This is a genomic window from Nocardia noduli (genome assembly GCF_019038455.1).
Lineage (GTDB): Bacteria > Actinomycetota > Actinomycetes > Mycobacteriales > Mycobacteriaceae > Nocardia > Nocardia noduli.
This window is the reverse complement of sequence record NZ_JAFMPL010000096.1, coordinates 1-18,961: the sequence shown is the minus strand read 5'-3', so window position 1 is coordinate 18,961 and position 18,961 is coordinate 1. Positions and strand designations below refer to the sequence as shown.

Here is an 18,961-nt window from a genome sequence, read left to right as displayed (position 1 = left end):
ATTCCCTTTCCTGGCAGTGCTATTCGATGATGGTGGTAGCGACGATATATCCCTTTAGGTCGCGCCAGGCGCTACCGGGGTGGCTGTCGAACCAGTCGCGGATCTCGGTGGCGACCGCGTCGAGGATATCGGCGCGGTGCGGGCTGTGGGTGTCGATGCCGCAGAAGGAGAACAGGGCCTCGGCGAACCGGATCAACGGTGGCGCGCTGTGGAAGACCAACGCGTTGTCGAAGACCTGGATCCGCGCCGCGCCGATGGTCGCGTGCATCAGGTCGGGCAGAGTTGTCGAGTCCATCCCGTTCGTCATGTGGGTGACCGGTCGCAGGCCGTAGGGCCGGGCACAGTCGGTGACCAATTCTCGTGTGCATGCCGCGGTCGCGTGGTGGTTGACGGTGACGGTGACCCGTCCCCCGGGGCGGGTGATCCGCGCGAATTCGCGCAAGGCTCGGGCGGGGTCGGGGACGTGATAGAGCATGTGGCGGGCGGTGGTGCGGTCGAATTCGTCGTCGACAAACGGCAGTGTGGTGGCCTCGGCGAGGACGGCGTCGACGCCGGGCACGATGGCGGTGGTGGTGACCATCGCGGGGGAATTATCCACCCCGACCAACCGACCCCGGTGCCCGGCCTGAGCGAGGTGGGCCAGGAAGCGGCCGTCGCCGCACCCGATGTCGGCGACATCTTCACCGCCGACGAGCTCGAGCGCGTCCAGGACGCTGGCAACGGGGTCGTCGGGGTGTTCGCTGTAGCGGGCGTGGGTGTCGATTCGGACCTGCAACGGGCTGGTGCTGGCGTATTCGGAGGCCAGGGTGGGGCCGGGGTTGCTCATGGGTGGTGCTCCTCGGCGGTGGTGTCGGGGTGATGGAGTTCTCCGGCGGCGATGACCAGGACCGGGGTGTCGAGCAGGTCCAGATCGCGGGTGGGGTCGCCGGGGACGGCGAGCAGGTCGGCGACCATTCCGGCGGCGAGACTACCGGTCAGGTGCCCGATCCCGAGCGCGTGTGCGTTGCGGCGGGTCGCCATGTCGATCACCTCGCTTCCGGACAGTCCGAGGTCGGTGTAGGTGGCCAGCGAGCGCGGGTAGCAGCCGTGCGGTGTGTGCGGGATGCCGGAGTCGGTGCCCGGGATCAGCTGTACTCCGGCGTGGAGCATCGTCTGGATCTGGTCGCGGCGCTCCGGCCACGGCAGTCGGCCTGTCGCGGTGCGGGCGAGATGGTTGATGGTGGGACACACCAGGATCCGCCGATCGGCGAGTTCACGGATCAGGGCGTGGTCGAGGTCGAAGCCGTCGGCGCTCATCCAGGTGCAGTGCTCGAGGGAGTCGACCCCAGCGCGCACGGCCGCGGCGATGCCCGCAGTGGCGTGGGCGTGTGCGGCCACCGGCAGACCGTGGTCGCCCGCAGTGGCGACGATGGTGGCGAGCTGGGTGTCGGTGAACTGCGCCGCGTACGGGGAGGTGCCGGGACCGGTGGTAAATCCGCCGGTCACCATGACCTTGATCCAGCGTGCGCCGCGCGCGGCGTTGGCGGCGATCAGCCGTTCAATGTCGGCTGTGGTGGTGACCGCGCCGCCGAGGTCGGCGCAGTGCCCACCCGGCACGGTCAACGGGATACCCGCCGCCAGAACTCGTGGCCACGGTTTGCCCGATGCTCCGACGGTGGTGAGGTCGGCGCGGCCTGGCGCACCGAGGTCACGCACCGTCGTCACACCCGCGCGCACCAACTGGTGGGCGGCAGCGGTGACCGTGTCGCCCACCGTCGCAGCGAGGTCTTCGACTACGGCTGGGGTGCTCGTCGGGATCGTGGTGTCGAAGGCGAGGTGGACATGGGCGTCGATCAGTCCGGGTAACAGCGTGGCTTCGGGCAGAAGGGTCCGTTCGACCTGCGGATGTTGCCAGTCCGAAGGCAGCTGGTCGGTGGGACCAACCCAGGCGATGTGGGCGCCGTCCAGGACGACCGTTCCTGGCCGCAGCGCCGCCCCGAACCCGGTGAGGACCTGGGCAGCCTGCAAGACGCGCACACTCATGATGGCGATCCCATCGCGGTGTGGCGGTCGGGGTCGGCGAAAACCTCGATCACCAGCGTCCCCGCCGCGACGAGGGCGGAGTGGGGTATCTGGTCATCGAGGCTGAAGTGCTGTCCGGCCGTGATGATTCGGGTGGTCGTGCCGGTCGAGAGGTGCACTTGCCCGGTGAGCACGACGCCGATCTGAGGGCCGTGGGAATGGGTCGGCACGCGCGCGCTCGTGGGAAACGACCACAGCACGACCTGCCCGTTCGGGCTGGAGATCAGGTGCCCGCGTCCGCCCGGGACGCCGGTCGCGATCTGTGGCAGTGCTCGTATCCAGTCGGGCCAGTCATCCATGATCGCCTTCTTCCCGCGGGTCCGGGCCGCGATAGTTCTGTACCGGGGCACCGAAGTTGTGTGCTCCCAGCCAGTGGTAGTAGTCGCGACGAATCCCTTGAAGATGGCGGCGCACAACGGTGTTCGGATGTTCGATGCCGTGCGTGAAGTCCATCGGCGACAACCGGGTCAGGGCCTCGAGTGATGAGTGGGCGGCCAGGAGGGTATCGCGGTCTATCGCCGCGGCGGTGAGGTGCAGGGCGGCGGCGGCCGGGCGCCGCAAGGTGGGCGGGCCGTAGATGATGATCGTGGCGGCCAGGACCGCGCGCTGGAAACCGTCCAAGATATGCATCCCCTCCGGTGGGTGATGCAGGGCTTCGATCAGTCTGTGCTCCCCAGCCACCACGCCGAACACCTGGCACGCAGCCGTGAGCACCAGCTGGTAGAACGCGGCGGCGGTGATCGGGACGGGTGTCGTGTGTTCGCGTGCGGTGACGAGCGCGGTGGTGAGGTCGCGGTCGATGATCACGGCGAGCGCCCGGTCGTCGGGCAGGGCGCTATAGCGCTGCGGTCCCGGCAGATCGCGGGTGCTGAGCGCGCGCAGCGCTTCCAGGGCGGTCTTGGTGTGCCACGGTGTCGCCCCGGGGGCGCTGTCGGGGCAGTAGACGCGGGCGAGTTCGTGGACGAGTCCTTCCAGCCCTTCACGTCGCCCGATCCGCGGCTGCGCCACGTCAGTCGGGGCGGCACCGAACAGCGGCGTGGTGGCGGCGTGGGCCAGGTCGGCGCCGAAGCGGCCCGCCACCCGCGGCAGTGCATCGCGGGCCACAATGAAGATCGTGGAATCGATCCCGGGATGCCGTTCACGCAGGACGGTGAGCACTTTCTCCGCCCACGGCCTGGCGTGGTCCGGGTCGTCGACGATGGCAACGAGATCCACATCCGAGCTCAGCCCGAACTGGTTCCCAAGCTGGTGGATCGCGGGTTCGCCCCGCGCCAGTGATCCGGACACGCAGATTGTCGCGACTTCATCGAGATGGGTGTGCGCGCATTCGCCTACCGTCGCCACATATCCGGCCAGGCAGGCGTTGACCTGCTCGCGGCCGATCGCCGGGGTTGTCGCGGAGTAGGTGAACCAGTCGCGCGGGTTCATTGGCTGTCTCCGTCCGCGCGGATGACCGCCGACATCTCCTGCGCTCCCAGCCCGGCCGTGACCGCGGCCTCGAATCGTCGCGCGGTCGCCCCGATCAACGGGACCGACTGTGTGCCGGTGACCTCGAGGGTGTAGCGCAGATCTTTGGCGATCACCGCCAGCGAGCAGTCCCGCAGCCGATGCTCTCCGGTGACCATCGCGGTGCCGTAGCCGCTGGCCACCGGCGCGGCCCACCCGTGCCGCGCCCACACCCCCAGCAACGCGGCGGTGTCGAGTCCCAGTGATTGCGCGGTGGCGAGGGTTTCGGCGAGACCGGTGAGGATGACTGCGGCCAGGGCGTTGTTGAGCAGTTTGACCGTGGCGGCCTGTCCGACGCTGTCGAAGGCCAGGATCTCGGCTACGACCACACGCAGAATCGGCTCAGCGGCGGCACGGTCACCTGAACGACCGGCGGTGAAAGCGATCAAGCCTGCGTTCTCGACCCCGGCGCGGCTGCCGGTCACCGCCGCGTAGACCGGCCGCGCCCCTGCTTGTTCGGCGTTGTGGCTCCACTGTTCGGCGTATCCGGGTGAGAGGGTGGAGCTTTCGATCGCTACCACGCCGTCGGCGGCGGTGAGTGCGCCGTCCGGACCCGACCACACCCTGCGGCTGGCCTGGTCGTCGTGGACGAACGACCACACGATCGACGCGCTGTAGGCGGCCTGGGCGGGGCTGGCGTACACGCGTCCCGGTCCTGCGATCGCGCTGGTGGTGCGGTTGTAGCGGTGCAGGACGACACCGTGTTGGTGCAGGGCGTGGGCGACGGTGTTGGCCATGATCCCCGCACCCAGCAATGCCACCGTGGCGGATTCGGTCACTGTGCCGCCTGCTTCCCGTAGAGCATCCATACCATCGTGGGCGCGAATTCGGCGCGGACCTCGAGTTGCGGGTAGCGGGCCACGATATCGACCGAGGCGATACATGCCTGGACCTGCCCGCGCGCGGCAGCGTGCGCGGCCAGCGGTTTCGCCTCGACCGTGACATGACGCGCCGCGGGGGCGTAGCGGCGGGCGAAGAACCGGGTGGCCGGATGGGTGGCGACCGAGCCGATCACTGTGCCGCGGCCCAGATCGGTGCGGACCGCCAGGCACATCGGTTTGGTCGGGCTCTGCCAGCAGCGCAACAGTTCGAGCACACCGGTGTGGCTGAAATGCTGATCGACCCAGGAATCCAGCGTCCGCCCGTCCCTGTCCACGGCCAGATACCCGGCCGCGATCAACGCGCGTACCTGCCAGTCGCGCGTGGCAGCGGCCATCGCGTCCGCGAACGACGCCACCAACCGCACATCGCCGCTGTGCCTGCTGGCCTCGGCGTGGGCGTCGGTCCCTTCCGGGCCCAGCGTCACGATCGGGCAGTCGCGGTCGAATCGGTCGTGGCCGTCGTCGTGGACGGTGATCGCTTGATTCGGGCAGCACGCCGCCGCATCGGCCGCTACCGCGGCATCGATACCGACCGCACAGGTCGCCAGGCCGTCGACCAGACGCAGCTGCGGGGAGATCGACAGGCACACACCGGTACCGGTGCAACGGGCGGGATCGATGATCAGTCTCACGTCCATGCCACGTCCAATCCTTCGAGCGAGCGCACCACCCGGCCCACCCGCCATCGACCGCGATCGGCGGGATCAGCCAGCCGGAGCTCGGGCATCCTCGTGGTGAGGGTGCGCAGGGCGATCTGGGCTTGCAGCCGGGCCAGTCCCGCGCCGACGCAGTAGTGGGCGCCGTGCCCGAAGGCCAGATGCGCCAGTTTCGGGCCGCGATCCAACACCAGGGTGTCCGGGTCGTCGAAGACCTGCGGGTCACGCCCGGCCGCGTGCATGGCCGGGATGACCGCGTCCCCCGCGCGCACCAGCACCGGACCCAGACCTATGTCCTCGGTCGCGACCCGGGTGAATCCGCCCCCGACCCCGACCGGGACGAACCGCAGCAATTCCTCCACCACCGCCTCGATCGAGGCCGGCGCTTCCACCAGCTGCCGATAGTGGCGGGGTTCTCGCAGCAACGTGAACAACGCGCTCGACAAGAACACCGTCGGCGAGCCACGGCCACCGATCAGGCACGCGATGAGCAGATTCACCACCTCGTCGTCGATGTCGTCCTCGGCTCTCATCAACGACACCAACACTTGCGGACTGCGCGCGGCCAGCCCGCGCACCAGCTCCTCGCACTCCCCGCGGGCACGGGCCAGCGATTGCGGTGTCGCCTCTCTCGCGGTGAGCGCGTCGCCCAGTGTGAACACCCGCTCACGGAGATCAGCCGGGACGCCGAACATTTCACACACCACTGCCGCCGCGAATGGCTCGATGAAATCGGACACCATATCGGCGGGTTGCCCGCGCTCGATCAATCCGTCCACCAGCCGATGCGCCAGGTCGGTGATGGCCGGTGCCATCGCCGCGACCCGAGCGGGAGCGAACATCGGGGCGATACGCCGACGCAGCACCGTGTGACGGGGGGCATCGTTGGCCAGGATCGCCGCCGCCGGAAGGATTTCGGTCGACAACCGGGCCACTTGCGGCTGGTTCGCCTGTTCCCGCGAGAAGCGCGGATCGGCCAGCACTTGGCGCACCAGCGTGTGATCGGTGACCAGCCACCCCCACGCGCCGCTGGGCAGCACCACCGCGCTCACCGGGCCACCCTCGCGATAGTCCGGTTCCAGATCCACGGTGTGGGTCTGCCCGAACGGATAGGCCCGTGGACACACCGGCGTTGCAACATCAGAAGTCATACCAGACGCTCCCTTCATACATCGTCGGCCGATCGAAAGCGGTACACACCAACGTGATTGGTCCGAACAACCGCCCTGTGGTATCGGCGGATCGTGTAATTCAGCTTCCTCTCCGCGCCTGCCGTGTTTCCAGTGATAGCGGCGACCGCGAAGTCGCACGCTCCCCGCGCCTACAGGCGGTACGGTTCCGCTACGAAACTCGTACGGTTGCAATACGGTTGGATCCTGGAACGAGGGGGTCGCGTGAGCACCGAATGGACCAGGCGGGAAGTCAAAGCTTTGCGCGAGGCGGCATTACGGCTCACGCAAAAACAGTTCGCGGCCACCTTGAACTACTCGGTGCACACTGTCCGCAAATGGGAGAACACGACAACCCCGGCCGTGCGCGGGGCGAGCGCCACCGCGTTGGACCACGCCCTGCAACAGCTCGATGACCACCAGCGGGCACGCTTCGATGCCGCGCTCGACACCGGATCCCACTTCCCCCACTTCGATCCCCCGGCAACCCATACCGTGGAGACAGACCACGGTATGGCCGCGGATCCGGGTAGCGTTTCCCAGCGACACCCCTCACCCGATGTGGGAGATGACTCCGTGCAGCGACAACAATTCCTGCAACTGATGACCGGCGCCTTCGCCGCCCTCGCCACCAGTGCACCCGCTGCGGTGACCGACCGCCACTTGGGCGTCAGCGACGTCGAACGGATCCGCAAACGCGCCCGTGCCCTTGCCCGCCAGGACCACGCCTTTGGCGGCGAACTATCCGCCCGCGACGCCGTCGCCACCCTCACCCACGCGACCGACACCGTTCACGCGCGATTCCCCAACGACACCGTCCGCCGCGACTACCTGCGCGCACTGGCCGAACTCGCCGACACCACCGCCGGTATCGCCTTCGACGCCGGGCTACACGACCCTGCCCACCACGCCTTCGCCTGGGCCGTGCAATGCGCCAACGCAGCAGGAGACCTCGAACTACACACCAAAGCGCTGACCGGATTGGCGAACCTGGCGGTGCACCAGAACCGCCCCGAAGACGCCCTCACCTACGCCGAAATGGCCCTGGTCCGCGCCGACCTACTCCCCACGCGCGTGCGCGCGATCGCCCACTCACGCCACGCCCGCGCCCTCGGTGCCCTCGGCGCCCACCGCAGCCAGGACTGCCTCGCCGCCGTCCACCGCGCTGAGGACACCTTCGCCCTCGACGACGAACGCACACCCGACTGGATCGGCTACTACACACCCGCGCACCTGCATCGCGACAACGGCCGCGCACTGCTCTACCTGTCCACCCACGGAGCAGGCGACTTCCAGCAGGCATACACGCGCCTCAACGATGCCCTCGCCCAATTCCCTACCGGTTATTCACGCGGCAAAGCCCTCGCCGCAGCCAACCTCGCCACCCTTGTCATGACACGCGACGACCCCCACCACGCCGTCACCCTCGGCCACCACGCCCTCCAAGCCCTCGACGACATCCACTCTGACCGCGTCAACCACGCCCTCGGGCAACTACACGACGCCTGCCTCCACCACCCCGACATCGCCGACGTACAAGCACTCCGCCACCAACTAGATACGACCGTCTCAGCAGCAGTATGAGTACCTCTACTGGCCATCCGTTGTCGAATACTCGACAAACCCTGCTTATCACCCGCTGGCAGGCCGACCCAAACTCCCCCGCGTCAGCACAGCGCTGCGTCTAGGCTTTGCCGCGTGGAGCATCTGGTCACCGACTCGCCGGTTTCCCGCAGAGCCTTTCTCCGCGGTGCCGCACACCTGAATCGGCCTCGACGCCGATGAGACATCCAGCTCTGCCGACGACGCTGCTCGGTCGTCAGGAATTCGAGCGGCACCATGTCCCGATTCCTGCGGGAATGGAAGCCGCGACGGTGCGAGTGATACCCGCAGCGTCGGGAAAGCTACATATCCCCAACCGCTGCCGGTACGCGCGAGACCATGCAGGTCAACCGGTTTCGTTGCTCGAGGTCCGGTGGGCGGACCTGTGCCGCAATTGTGCCGGTACCGAGGCCATCGATCCCGTCTATGCCGACACTTTGCATGCTGTCGCGGCCTTGTCGGAGATGCGCAGGGCTATCGGCACGTTCGCCGAAGAACTGGCGGATGCGGGTAGGTCGTTCGAGTGGATCGACCATGCGCGACGGCGGGCCAATCCGCCCATCACGTCCGAGTCTGTGCCGAATCTGACTGCCGCGATGCGTGGAGTTCGCGGATGGGCTGAGACACTCGCCGCCATCAACCGTGCCGCACTCGAGTATTGCCGCCAGTACGACACACTTCTGGCGCGGCTGGCCGACCGCCTCGGGTCCGACGTCGAGGACGGTCTGCTCGACCGCGCCATCGACATCGTCGCTACCGAAACCCCCGCGCGTGCTGAAAGCGAACTGCTCCAGAAGATCACCTGCGCACCTGATCCCGAACCGCACAGCTACCTTCGAAGACGTCGAGGATTATTCGACGCGTGGGGCTATGTCGCGGACCTCTGGTTGCAGTCACACCGCAGCGGCGACACCGAGACCGCGACGATCGTGGAGCGCGCGAAACAGCATCTGGCCCACCATCTCGCCCAGGTTCGTGACCTGACCCAGCTGCCCGTCGATCCGAGCGTGGTAGCTCACCCGGCCGATACGCCACAGAGTTGGGCCGACCGGGTCCTGGCGACCTTGCGCGACCGCAACGTCACAGCATGGGTGGACCGGGCAGAGATGACCCTGCACAGTCTGCGTGACGCCCACCGCACCGCTGCCGGAACCGAACCGGAAAGAGCCCTTCTTGTCCCTGGATGGCCCCTGATCAGCAACGAATCAGAACGCCTGGCATACCTCACCCAATACCCGACACTGCTGGCACCCGTACGGATCGACGGCGGCCACGACTGGGGCTCCCCCTCGCATCAGACCTGTGTCGCGGTGCTGCGCGTACCCGATGCCGCCGCCGAGCAAGCCCATGCGATCTCCGCGCAGACCGCGTCGATCCCGCTGACCACCGGCATCGATCCGCTCAGCGCGGCCTCTCAACTCCTGCGTAGCTACGGCATCGTGGTCCATCCCATCGACGTTCCCGCAACCGCACGGCCCTCACAACTCATCGCCACCGAGCGCGCACGGCTCGCCGCGGCGATCACCGACACGCCGTTTCAGGCCCACCCCCGCCCCTTCACTCACGGCGCCAGCCTGCCACCGCACGTCTATCACCCCAACACCGAGTGGACGCCGTTGACCGCCCGCGCCGCCTTCGACCGACGCGGCTCGGTGTTCATTCCCGGCGTCGACGACCTCGACCGGTTCGCACTCGGCTTCGACGTCTCCGGGATGTACGACAGCGTCGATGTCCAAGTCCGACTAGAAACCCCTGCCGGGACACCTCCGCTGGTGCAACGGCATTGGAGCCAAACACCCGACATCGAACACCCGCCTACGCCCACTACCGCCGGACTGATCGACGTCCCCGCCGCCCTGCACGGCCTCACCGGCGACCGAACCAGCCTGCTGCTGGCGATCAGCCCCTGCCACGAACCCATACCTGTACCTCTGAACTACATCGCCATGCTCCAAGCCCTACGCTGACGAACTCTTCCGGTCGACGCGAGGTTGCGCCGCGCCGCGGTCGACCGACAAGAAATTCGAGGTCGCGATCATCCGAACCGCAGAAGCCTGCGACCGACCCACGCATCCCCGAACCTGAAACAGCCGACTCGGAACAGGTTGTGCGCCAGCGCCGCTCGAATCGATGGATCGGAGACAGGCGGTCCGCGGGCTTGTCGCCGCGCTGCTGGGCTGAGGTACCACCGTGCGGCCGTACCGTGTCGGCGAAATGCGTGGGCGCAGGTCCAGTGGATCGATCAGCGCAGGACGTGGGTGAGGAATCGTTGCTCGTCGTCGATGGTGACGGTGAGGTCGATCGCGGCGAGTTCGGTGAAGTCGATCCCGATGCCGGGGCGATGAACTGTTAGTCCGCAGCCTCGATAAAAACTGGCCAGGCTCGGATCGTCGAGGATCTGCCCGTGCAGGACATGGGCTTTCATGGTTTGGGCTGCGGCGAGAGCAGCGCGGACGAGAGCGGTTCCGACACCGCGTCGTCGGTGTTGGTCAGCGACGGCGAGTACCTGGATTTCGACGGTGCGTAGCAACGCGGGCAGCAGTTGGTCGGGGTTGTTGGCGAGGACGCGGGTCAGCAGCCAGATCGAGGGTCCGGCGATGATTCCTCCGGCGAGTTGGCCGTCGAGGACCGCGACGGCCACGGTGGTGCGGGTGGCCGCCGCGGAGGGCACGCCGTGGCTGTCGAGGATTTCTTGGATGGTGTGAGGGGTCGGGTCGGGGGCGACGCCGAGCAGGCCGTTGCGGTGAAACCCGAGTAGCTGATCGACCAGGAACTCCGGGTCACCGACCCCGGACTCGTGCGACCAGCCCACGAACCGATGTAACTCGGATTCGCTGTCCACGGAGCGGACGGCGATCCGCGGATTCGGTCGTTCGGTCGCGTCTCGGGCCGGGCGGGTGGCGTGTTGTGCGGGCATGTCGTGGCCTCCTTGATCGGTCTGGTCTGCTTGCCGTGGTGGTTGTTTCGGCTATTCGGGTTGCCACCGGTGTTCGCCGCCGATGCTGGTGACGCGCCCGAATTGGATGTCGGCGAAGTGGATTCCGAATCCGAGCGTGTTCGCTTGCGCGAGTTCGTCGATGAGCCAGGCTGCGGTGGCTCGCGATTGTGCGGGGTCGTCGTCGGCACGCGCGGTCAGGTGCGGGTGCCCGATCTGGGCGGGGGTGGTGAGGGCGTCGCCGAACACGATCAGTCGCTGCCCGCCGGAGGTGATCACGTAGCCGGTGTGGCCCAGGCTGTGTCCCGGGGTAGCGATCGGGTGCACGCCGGGGAAGATCTCTTCCTCGGCGAGGGGCTGGACCCGGGAAGCGAGGATGTCGAGGACTTCCGGGGGTGTGAGATCGGCGATGGCCAGGTCTCGGCGCGACCATTCGGTAGCTCCGACCAGTATCGGAATCCCGGCGAAGACCAGGTCGCTGGTGTCGGGGTGGGTTTGCCACAGCCAGCCGATGTGGTCCATGTGCAGGTGGGTGATCGCGACCAGTTCGATATCGGTGACGATCTTCCCCGCAGCGGCCAGGCTGTTGAGCAGCTGCCCGCCGCGCAGAGTGCCGACATCGGTGGGCACGGCCAACGGCCCGAATCCGGCGTCGATCAGCATGGCCCGGTCGCCGTGTTCGATCATGACCGCGCCGACGCTGGCGGCGAGGTAGCCGTCGGCGTCGACCAGACTCCGGTATTCGGCCCACACCGTGTCGTCGGCGTCGGGTAGCCACAAATGGGGATCCAGGCGCGCCAGCCCGTCGGGCAGGTAGGTGACGCGGTGGTCGCCGAATTCGATGCTGCGCAATCCGGCGGCAGTGGTGAGGCGGTCGCTCGTGATGGTCATGAACAGTGCTCCTGAGCGTTGGGCCCGAGACCGGTGGTCTCGGGGCGGATATGGGCGCCGACGCCAGTGGTGGCGCGCGGTGTCGGGACGGGAACGGTCGTGTCGGCCGCGGGGCCGGGTCATGTCTGCTCACTGATGAAAACCGCAGACGGACAACGAACCCGCCGTGTGGTCACGGGTCGGGCCCGGTCTCTGCCGAGGGCTGTGGACCCGACAGATCCGCGGTGTGCGGGTCGATACCTGGGTCCCAGTACTCGGGGGATTCCAGCTCAGCGCTGGCAGCGGCTACCGCGGCAGCGATTCGATCGCCGGGTTCAGCGGCACTATCACTGTCGAGGCTGGTGCGGGCGTGGTCGAGCCACTGCCGCGGTGACGGCAGGATCGGATCCTCGCCCGCGTTGGGGCCGAGCGTGTTTCGATCGGGGTGTTTGCGCAGCGTGCTGCGGACTTCGTCGCCGAGGCGTCCGCTGGTGTAGGGGTGCCACAGGGTGTCGATGTCGTCGAGGCTGTAGTCCCGGTAAGCGCTGACCCGTCGAGACAGATCGGACTTGGCGGTCTCGATGAGGCGGGCGCGGTGGCTCGGATCCATATCGATCGCGTTGGCGGTAACCACGGCGCGCTGCCACAGTGCGCTCATGTTGCGCCGGAACTGATGAGCCTCGGCGGATTCAGGGTCGGCGGTCATGCGGTGGTGCCGATATTTGTGGGCACGCACGACCTCGACGGCGGCCATGTCGACCAGGACGTGAGTATCGAGGGCCACGCGGCTGCCGTTGCGCCGGGTCATGGTGGCACGTTGCGGAGGCAGGACCTGGGCGTCGGTCCAGGGTTGGCGAGTCACGCCGAGTCGGCGCGCGACGTCGACCCAGCTCGCGGGCACACCGTCGGCGCGGGTACGGATTTCGAGCAGTCCGCGGTCACGATCGAGGGCGTTGATCTCGTCGAGGCGTTCGAGCCGATCGCGCTCGCTCGCACCGGGTGCGGAGGCCGCGTTGCGCAGGCGGCTGCTTTCGGAGGCCAGGTGGTGGATCTCCCGCAACGCCTCAGCTTGTGGTGCGGGGATATCGCGCACCCGCAGTGGCATCGGGACGGCGTTCACAGCTCGGCTCCATCCGCGGACAGGAACACCGGGATGGCCTCGAGGTCCCTCGGGTCGTAGCCCGATGCCTGTTCGGGTTCCGCCGGGTGACTGAAGTCAACCGCCGTGTCGAGGTCTTGCGGGAAAGCCGCCGCGACCGCCGCATCGATACCGGACGCGTCATCGGCGCCGCGCGCGGAGACGAACAGCGGTGCGACCGGGTCGAGTTCGGCGCTGATCGCCTCGTAGAGTTGCTCGGCCGGGGGCAGCGCGGCGGCGGTATCGACCGCAATTCCCACCATCGATAGCGCGGTGGCTTGCCCAGCGTGCGCGCGGGTGTCGATCTCGGCGGCGGCGCGCCACCGGTGGGTGATCTGTTCAGCGGGAACCTCGGCGAGCGTGGCGGCGGCTTCCTGCGCCCACGCGGTGGTGTCTCCCCAGAGCAGTTCGCCTTCCTCGGTGTCGAGTCCGAGCAGATTCGCGACCCCGGCCGTGCGCATTCGTAGCGCCTCGATATTGGTGCGCAGCGCTGCCGCCCGGGAGTCCGGGGCCAGGTCGCGGTGCGCCACATCCAAGCCCGCCCATTCCCGCAGCCGGGCGACCTCGGTGGTGAGGTCACCGAGCACCCGGTCCCAATCGGTGGGGTCGGGTTCGCGCAGGTACATCTCGGGCCGATAGGCGATTCCGCGTTCTCCGCGGGCTTGGACGTGGTCGATCCACACCGGCGGTACCCCGCCCGCTGCCGCGGCGGCGGCGAGGTCGGCGCGGGCTACCGCGTGATGGTGGTAATCGACCAGCCAAGACTGCGGGGCAGGTCCATCGAACTCGGCGGCCTGGGCGAGGAGTTCGGTGACGGCGACGGTGTGGTTCTGCAACGCCTCCAGTACGGCGACTTGACGCTGGGTCGGCTCGATCACGACGATCCCCCCTCACCGGGTGTTCGGTAGGCGCGGAAGTCGGGGGCGAACCCCAGGCGTTCGGTCGGGATCCGGGCGTGCGCCGGGCCGAACCAGTGGTGGGGCACCCTCGCGGACCCCAGGCTGGGCAGCGGCTGGTGGTCGCCCGGTTTGCAGCGGTGCAGGGGGCCGTTGGCGGCATCGAGAATCAGCCGCATCGCGGGGTCGATCTGGCGGGTGAACAGACTCGACATCGCGGTCTTGTCCTCGGCGATCACCGCGGCCTCGAACGCCTTGTGCAGCAGGGCGAATCGCACGCCGACACCGTGATGCTCGAACCAGCGAGTGCACCAGGTGTAGGTGCCTTCCCGATGGTTGCCCGAGATCCGCACCGCGGTCACCGGCAGCAACCACTGCTCCACCCACAATGTGTAGTGGGCGAACCTCGGCGGTGGCGGTGGCTTCTTCTGCTCCTTCTTCGTAGCCTCACTGTCCGGTGGTGCGGTCTCGCTGGATGTTTCCGGTACGGTCGGGGGCTCACCGGTGGCCGGGGTACCGGTCTTTTCGACGGGCGCCGGTTCGCTGGGCAGTGACGGCGTCTCGATGTGTTCACCTGGGGTGCAGCGGTGCAGGGGGCCTTTGGCGGCGTCGAGGATGACCCGGAAGTGGGCATCGACATGGGTGCCGACGTAAGCGCTGGCCCCTGGGCCGCGGGAGGCTTCGAACGCGGCGTGCAGGTGCGCGATCCGCACCGCGACCGGGCGGTGTTCCCACCACTGCTCACACCAGGTGTAGGTGTTCTCCCGCTGCCCCTCGGCCAGGCGCACGCTGATCAACGGCAGCAGCCATTTCTCGGCGAAGTCCACGAAATGCGGAAACGACGGTTTCTGCTGCTTCTTCGGCGGCTTACTCGGGTTGGCGGCCGTCGGCGGCGGATTGGTGGCGTTCACGACGCGCCCGCCCCGGCGTCCGTATCGCCATCGTCATCGCCGGGTGCCGTGACCGTGAGGACGGTGTCGGTGTCGGTGTCGGCGGTGAACCGTTGCAGGGAACGGTGGATCTGGGGTGCGTATTCGGTGTCCTGCCACCAGGTCTTGGACACCACCACCGGGCCGTGGCCGGGGAGTCGGACCAGGGCGCGGTCTTTGGGCAGGGCTGCGAGGTGAGAGATGTCGAGGATGGGTTCGGCGCGCCAGGACAGGGTGCGGTTGACGCCGTTGGCGCCGTGGCTGTGGGAGCGGTCTGCGACGTCGTGTTGTCCGGTCATCTGTGACCAGTGCTGTAGGTAGTCGACCGCGGCGATTCCGCCGCCGTAGACCTCGATGGATTGGGCGCGCATGGTCTTCAAACCGTTGACGCCCCACAGGTCTTCGCCCTGTTCGAGGACTTGCAGGATGGTCATGAGGATGATCCCGCAGCCGCCCGCGTAGGTGTAGTAGGACGGCAGCTCGGAGATGCGGGCGCAGTTGGCGGCCTCGTCGAGGACACCGAGCAGCGGTATCGCCAACCGCCCGTCCGGGCGTCCCCGCGCGGTGGTGAGGGCGGCTTCGAGGATCTGTCCGACCAGCGCCGAGGTGAGCGGTGTGGCGCCGTCGGGTCCGGCCATCGACAGTGCGTACACGGTGTCCTTCGAGGTGACGAACTCCGTCGGTTTGAATTGGGGCAGGTTATGGGTGGCGGGTTGTTCGGCCTTGTCCACCACGACAGCGGGCTTGCCGGTCTGCTTGTCGATTTTTTCGGTGGCGCGCAGGTGGGTGCGCGCGGGCGGGGTGACCATGCGGGCGTAGTCGGAGTCGGCCAGGACATTGAGAAACCGGCGCGCCATGTCGTAGAGGCCGTCGCGCTGACGGGCGTAGAGCGCTTGAGATTCACGAATACGGTCGGCGGGGCGATGCTGACCGTAGGCATCCAGGATCATCGCCGGAGTCGCGTCCTGGTCACGACCGAGCCATTCGGCCACATGCAACAGATCCCCCTCCGCGCAGGCCGCAGCGAACATGTACAAGGCCAGGAGTTCTTGGGCGCCGCCGTCGAAATAGGAATCGACCTTGGCATTGGCGGCTTGAGAGGCCGATCCGGAGGCGGCAGAGACGAAGAACCCGGCCAATTTCCGTGCGGCGGGCAGGTTGGTGACCTGGCCGAGGAGGTTGACCCAGAACCCGCACACCCGTGTTCCGGTGACGCCTTGCAGATCCGACAGCCAGATCGTGCCGTGGTCTTCACGTCCGCCAACGGTGTGCCGGTACAGGTCCGGTTTGTTGGACGTGGCCAGGCACGGCCCCCACGCCGCCAGCACCGCCGGGATCGCCCACGCCATCGTCTTTCCGGTGCGGGTGCCCGCCGCGATCGTCACCCCGAGCTCGGCCGGAACATAGAGTTCCACACCGCCGACCACGGTTCGACCCAACGGGGGCCCCTTCTTCTCCCGTATCTCCGGTGCCGCGTCGAACAACAGTCGCTGGTTGGCCGCCTGATTGTCCTGCACCCGCCCGACCCGGATCTTGTTCGGTCGCTGCATCGTTCGCGCGGCGGCATCGAGTTCACTCGGTGTCCGCAGCAGCCGCCAGCAGCCCACCACCGATACCGCTTCAGCAGCGAGGAACAGCACGAGCAGGGCGGTGGCCTGCCAGGGCCATCGATGCTGGCCGAGGGCGACTTGCAGCAGCGCGGTCACCGGGTGTTTGGTGACCGGCAGTCCGGCCCACCAGCTGCCCAATGCCAGCGCCGCCCACAGGGTGACCGCCAGCGCCAGCACCACGAGCACCAGTAGCAGCAGTGTGGTCTCCTCGCCGAGCCCGGCCTTGTTGCGGCGGCGGGTCTCACGTGTCGAGATCATGACCGGACTCCTCAGGTGTTTTCAGGGAAAGTGACTGGAGTGCTCGCGTTTTCACACCGCCACCCCCAGATCGGGATCGGCACCGGGCTCCTGTGTGGGATCGGCGTCGGCATCGAATCTGTATTGCCCGCCCGCAGGGTCGGGGTCGGTCATGGCGGCGGCGACAGCCGCATCAACCTCGGATCCCGCGTCGGCATCGTTGACCCCTACCTGCTCGGATGCCGCACGCGGGGAGGAGGTGCCGTCACGTCCAGCGAGGTAGGCGGCGTCGATGTCGGCCTGGGACGCCCCGAATGTCGCGGCATCGACCCGGGCGGTGCGTGCCCGGCCGAGCAGATCCTCGAGCCGTTCGAGCAGGTCCTGGTCGTGACTGGAGACTCCAGCGAAGCGTTCGCTCGTGCGGGTGTGTTCGGCGGTCAGGTCTTGCACCTGTCGCAGCGCGGCCATCTGAGCCACCTCGCGTTCGGTTGTTCCGGGATCGGCTTCGGTGGTGAGGAGTTCGTTGGCGGCGTTGATGATCGCGTCGACCTCGGTCACATCGGCGATTTCCGGTCCGCGACCACCCAGTGCGCGGTCCAGCGCGCTGTTGGGATCCGGGGCGCGACCCAGGGATCTGTCTTGTGGACGTGAGCGTGCGCCGCTGGGGATCGAGCCGCTGATCCCGGGTTCGATCCGGCCGGTGATCACTGCGGCTTGGAGCAGGGTTCGCCAGGTCAGTTCGTCGACTGTCGGGTCCCCGTTGGCTCTGGCTTGTGCGAGTTTGCCGTAGGCGGCGATGGCGGTTGTCGGGCGTGACTCGAAGGTGGCGCTGGCGGCGTCGAGTTGGGTCCATAGCCTCTTTTCGGCCTTTCCGGCGTCGCGCCATTTGGCGGCCAGGCCGTGGGCTTGGTTCATGAATTCGGTGACCTGGTCGGGTGTTTCACCGAAGGGCGCGATGAGCCGCAGTTGATGGAATCGGGTGAAGTCCGCGCGTAGTTGGGCTTCCCGGGGGTCGGCGGCGTCGCGGTAGTAGGCGGGGTCGGTGGTCGATTCCGGTTCTGTATCGGGCCAACTCATGACGGTCGGCCTCGGTCGGGCGTGGTGTTGGTAGGCATGGGGTGCCTCCGATCAACAGAAGAGATGTCGAAGCTGTCCCCGGCGATTCAGGTTCGATGCCGTGGCCAGTACCCGTGACCGAGACATCGACGAAAAGCAGTGCTTTTACTGGACTTTCAATACATGCGCATCACCCGTTCATGGATCTGTTCCGAGGTCGGGGCGATATCCACCGATGTCGGGATCGATGTCGTGGGCCGGGTCGGTGGTGTAGTCGGCGGGTGCGTCGTAGCGCAGCGCGTCGTCGACGGCGGCGGAGATAGCGGTGATAGTGGTGGCGGTGTCGGCGTGATCGGCGTCGGTGACGGCGGCGTCGATGAACCCTGCGCGTAGTGACTGTTCCGCGGCGGCGATCATCTGCTGGGGTGTCGGAGGCAGGGCGTGGGCGCCAGCGATGGGGGTGCCGGTAGCGGGGTCGAGGGGCACGTACGGCGGGACCGAGAGTTCGGTGCTGGGTTTGGTGTAGGAATTCCATGCCGCGACCACCCCGAGTTCGTCTCTCATTTCCAGCCATACCGCGTGTTCGCGCCGATAGGGTTCGGCCGAATCTCCCCACAGGAGTGCGGCTTCGGGTTCGGTGATCGCCGCCGCGTGCGACAACGCGACCACCCGTTGGTAGCGCAGGTCCATGTTGGCCGCGAACTGCTTCTCCCCTATCGGGTCGCTGCCGAAGCTCCAGCGTCCGGTGGCGATCCGGTCGGCGCGTTCGGCGACCAGGGCGGCCATGCGGTCCAGGTGCCACAGATCCAGCCCCAGCATGTCGACGAAGAATCCCTGAGCGGCTTCGTCTCGCCAGGGCATCGATTCGGCGCGGGTGAAGGCGTCGAAACGTGGCTGGGTGTGGTGTTCGCCGAGCGCGGCGGCGTCGGTGATCCACGCCTGTGGCAGTCCCGCGCTCAGCGCGGTCTGTTCGATCTGTTCGCGTTCCCCGGCCAGCGCGTCCAGATGGTGACGCCACGCCGATTCGGCGCCGCCGTCCGGGTCGAGAGGTTCGAACCCTTCCCAGCCCGCGTCCAGGATCCGGGCATGTTCCTCGGCCAGCAGCCGAATTTGCGACAGCAGGTGCGCTTGCCACTGCACCACGGTCTGGCGAGTCTGCGGTGAAGGCTCTGAAGTCGTCATCCTCTACGCCCCCTTCACCAGTCGGGCCCGGTCGAAGGATCGGGTTCGGGTGGCCGCTCGATCACCTCACCGACGGGTTCGCTGCCCCAGGTCGGGGTGGTGATCGTGTCGGCTGCGGCGGCGTCGACGGCCCGATCGATGCTGTGACCGTGGTCGTCGACGGTGTCGGGATCGAGGGCTTCGTGAACGAAGTACGCGGCGCGGTCGAGCAGGTCATCCGGTGTGGGTGGGCG

General features: G+C 67.7%; 18 protein-coding genes. 2 read left to right on the top strand and 16 right to left on the bottom strand.

The window, feature by feature from the left end; all coding sequences use genetic code 11:
* Positions 1 to 19: 19 nt before the first annotated feature.
* The 7 genes from JZ792_RS32720 to JZ792_RS32690 are packed head-to-tail and all read right to left on the bottom strand — an operon-like array spanning position 20 to position 6,255.
* On the bottom strand, positions 20 to 826 hold the full coding sequence (locus tag JZ792_RS32720) for a class I SAM-dependent methyltransferase (protein ID WP_216916760.1): 807 nt from the start codon (positions 824 to 826) through the stop codon (positions 20 to 22).
* Complete coding sequence (locus JZ792_RS32715; RefSeq protein ID WP_216916759.1) at positions 823 to 2,022, bottom strand: amidohydrolase family protein; 1,200 nt, start codon at positions 2,020 to 2,022, stop codon at positions 823 to 825. The genes JZ792_RS32720 and JZ792_RS32715 overlap by 4 nt, the downstream gene beginning before the upstream one ends.
* Positions 2,019 to 2,360 carry a cupin domain-containing protein gene (locus JZ792_RS32710; RefSeq protein WP_216916758.1) on the bottom strand — a complete coding sequence of 114 codons (342 nt, stop codon included), beginning with the start codon at positions 2,358 to 2,360 and terminating at the stop codon, positions 2,019 to 2,021. The genes JZ792_RS32715 and JZ792_RS32710 overlap by 4 nt, the downstream gene beginning before the upstream one ends.
* On the bottom strand, positions 2,353 to 3,489 hold the full coding sequence (locus tag JZ792_RS32705) for a hypothetical protein (protein ID WP_216916757.1): 1,137 nt from the start codon (positions 3,487 to 3,489) through the stop codon (positions 2,353 to 2,355). The genes JZ792_RS32710 and JZ792_RS32705 overlap by 8 nt, the downstream gene beginning before the upstream one ends.
* Positions 3,486 to 4,346, bottom strand: coding sequence for an NAD(P)-dependent oxidoreductase (locus tag JZ792_RS32700; RefSeq protein ID WP_216916756.1), 861 nt, complete (start codon positions 4,344 to 4,346; stop codon positions 3,486 to 3,488). The genes JZ792_RS32705 and JZ792_RS32700 overlap by 4 nt, the downstream gene beginning before the upstream one ends.
* Entirely contained in the window at positions 4,343 to 5,086 is a 744-nt protein-coding gene (locus tag JZ792_RS32695; RefSeq protein ID WP_216916755.1) for a ferredoxin, read from the bottom strand. Before JZ792_RS32695 ends, JZ792_RS32700 begins: the two co-directional genes overlap by 4 nt.
* A complete protein-coding gene (locus tag JZ792_RS32690) occupies positions 5,077 to 6,255 on the bottom strand; it encodes a cytochrome P450 (RefSeq protein ID WP_254190674.1) in 1,179 nt (392 codons plus the stop codon). Before JZ792_RS32690 ends, JZ792_RS32695 begins: the two co-directional genes overlap by 10 nt.
* Positions 6,256 to 6,498: 243 nt before the next feature.
* Here JZ792_RS32690 and JZ792_RS32685 point away from each other — a divergent pair, with 243 nt between their 5' ends.
* Together JZ792_RS32685 and JZ792_RS32680 are read left to right on the top strand one after the other, a co-directional pair.
* Entirely contained in the window at positions 6,499 to 7,857 is a 1,359-nt protein-coding gene (locus JZ792_RS32685; protein WP_216916754.1) for a helix-turn-helix domain-containing protein, read from the top strand.
* Positions 7,858 to 8,450: 593 nt separating this feature from the next.
* The gene (locus JZ792_RS32680; protein ID WP_216916753.1) at positions 8,451 to 9,842 is read left to right on the top strand and encodes a hypothetical protein; all 1,392 of its coding nucleotides are present in this window, start codon (positions 8,451 to 8,453) and stop codon (positions 9,840 to 9,842) included.
* A gap of 275 nt (positions 9,843 to 10,117) precedes the next feature.
* Here JZ792_RS32680 and JZ792_RS32675 read toward each other — a convergent pair whose 3' ends face one another.
* From JZ792_RS32675 to JZ792_RS32635, 9 genes are all read right to left on the bottom strand, one after another.
* A complete protein-coding gene (locus tag JZ792_RS32675; protein ID WP_216916752.1) occupies positions 10,118 to 10,792 on the bottom strand; it encodes a GNAT family N-acetyltransferase in 675 nt (224 codons plus the stop codon).
* Between the two features lie 51 nt (positions 10,793 to 10,843).
* Entirely contained in the window at positions 10,844 to 11,701 is an 858-nt protein-coding gene (locus tag JZ792_RS32670) for an MBL fold metallo-hydrolase (RefSeq protein WP_216916751.1), read from the bottom strand.
* A gap of 172 nt (positions 11,702 to 11,873) precedes the next feature.
* The gene (locus JZ792_RS32665; RefSeq protein WP_216916750.1) at positions 11,874 to 12,800 is read right to left on the bottom strand and encodes a hypothetical protein; all 927 of its coding nucleotides are present in this window, start codon (positions 12,798 to 12,800) and stop codon (positions 11,874 to 11,876) included.
* Positions 12,797 to 13,696 carry a hypothetical protein gene (locus JZ792_RS32660; RefSeq protein WP_216916749.1) on the bottom strand — a complete coding sequence of 300 codons (900 nt, stop codon included), beginning with the start codon at positions 13,694 to 13,696 and terminating at the stop codon, positions 12,797 to 12,799. Before JZ792_RS32660 ends, JZ792_RS32665 begins: the two co-directional genes overlap by 4 nt.
* Positions 13,693 to 14,625: a DUF4913 domain-containing protein gene (locus JZ792_RS43105; RefSeq protein ID WP_216916748.1), complete on the bottom strand. Its 933-nt coding sequence runs from the start codon at positions 14,623 to 14,625 to the stop codon at positions 13,693 to 13,695. The genes JZ792_RS32660 and JZ792_RS43105 overlap by 4 nt, the downstream gene beginning before the upstream one ends.
* On the bottom strand, positions 14,622 to 16,511 hold the full coding sequence (locus tag JZ792_RS32650; RefSeq protein ID WP_216916747.1) for a type IV secretory system conjugative DNA transfer family protein: 1,890 nt from the start codon (positions 16,509 to 16,511) through the stop codon (positions 14,622 to 14,624). Before JZ792_RS32650 ends, JZ792_RS43105 begins: the two co-directional genes overlap by 4 nt.
* A 51-nt stretch (positions 16,512 to 16,562) precedes the next feature.
* Positions 16,563 to 17,567, bottom strand: a complete 1,005-nt coding sequence (locus JZ792_RS32645) for a hypothetical protein (protein WP_216916746.1) — start codon at positions 17,565 to 17,567, stop codon at positions 16,563 to 16,565.
* Between the two features lie 177 nt (positions 17,568 to 17,744).
* A complete protein-coding gene (locus JZ792_RS32640) occupies positions 17,745 to 18,728 on the bottom strand; it encodes a hypothetical protein (protein WP_216916745.1) in 984 nt (327 codons plus the stop codon).
* Positions 18,729 to 18,742: 14 nt separating this feature from the next.
* The coding region (locus tag JZ792_RS32635; RefSeq protein ID WP_216916744.1) for a hypothetical protein at positions 18,743 to 18,961 on the bottom strand (219 nt) is incomplete at its 5' end.

What these genes read in the sequence shown, in the direction of transcription:
- JZ792_RS32710 (WP_216916758.1), bottom strand. Translation starts at nt 2,360, where the DNA reads ATGGATGACTGGCCCGACTGGATACGAGCACTGCCACAGATCGCGACC.
- JZ792_RS32650 (WP_216916747.1), bottom strand. Translation starts at nt 16,511, where the DNA reads ATGATCTCGACACGTGAGACCCGCCGCCGCAACAAGGCCGGGCTCGGC.
- JZ792_RS32720 (WP_216916760.1), bottom strand. Translation starts at nt 826, where the DNA reads ATGAGCAACCCCGGCCCCACCCTGGCCTCCGAATACGCCAGCACCAGC.
- JZ792_RS32705 (WP_216916757.1), bottom strand. Translation starts at nt 3,489, where the DNA reads ATGAACCCGCGCGACTGGTTCACCTACTCCGCGACAACCCCGGCGATC.
- JZ792_RS32670 (WP_216916751.1), bottom strand. Translation starts at nt 11,701, where the DNA reads ATGACCATCACGAGCGACCGCCTCACCACTGCCGCCGGATTGCGCAGC.
- JZ792_RS32675 (WP_216916752.1), bottom strand. Translation starts at nt 10,792, where the DNA reads ATGCCCGCACAACACGCCACCCGCCCGGCCCGAGACGCGACCGAACGA.
- JZ792_RS32640 (WP_216916745.1), bottom strand. Translation starts at nt 18,728, where the DNA reads ATGACGACTTCAGAGCCTTCACCGCAGACTCGCCAGACCGTGGTGCAG.
- JZ792_RS32715 (WP_216916759.1), bottom strand. Translation starts at nt 2,022, where the DNA reads ATGAGTGTGCGCGTCTTGCAGGCTGCCCAGGTCCTCACCGGGTTCGGG.
- JZ792_RS32690 (WP_254190674.1), bottom strand. Translation starts at nt 6,255, where the DNA reads ATGACTTCTGATGTTGCAACGCCGGTGTGTCCACGGGCCTATCCGTTC.
- JZ792_RS32695 (WP_216916755.1), bottom strand. Translation starts at nt 5,086, where the DNA reads ATGGACGTGAGACTGATCATCGATCCCGCCCGTTGCACCGGTACCGGT.
- JZ792_RS32645 (WP_216916746.1), bottom strand. Translation starts at nt 17,567, where the DNA reads ATGAGTTGGCCCGATACAGAACCGGAATCGACCACCGACCCCGCCTAC.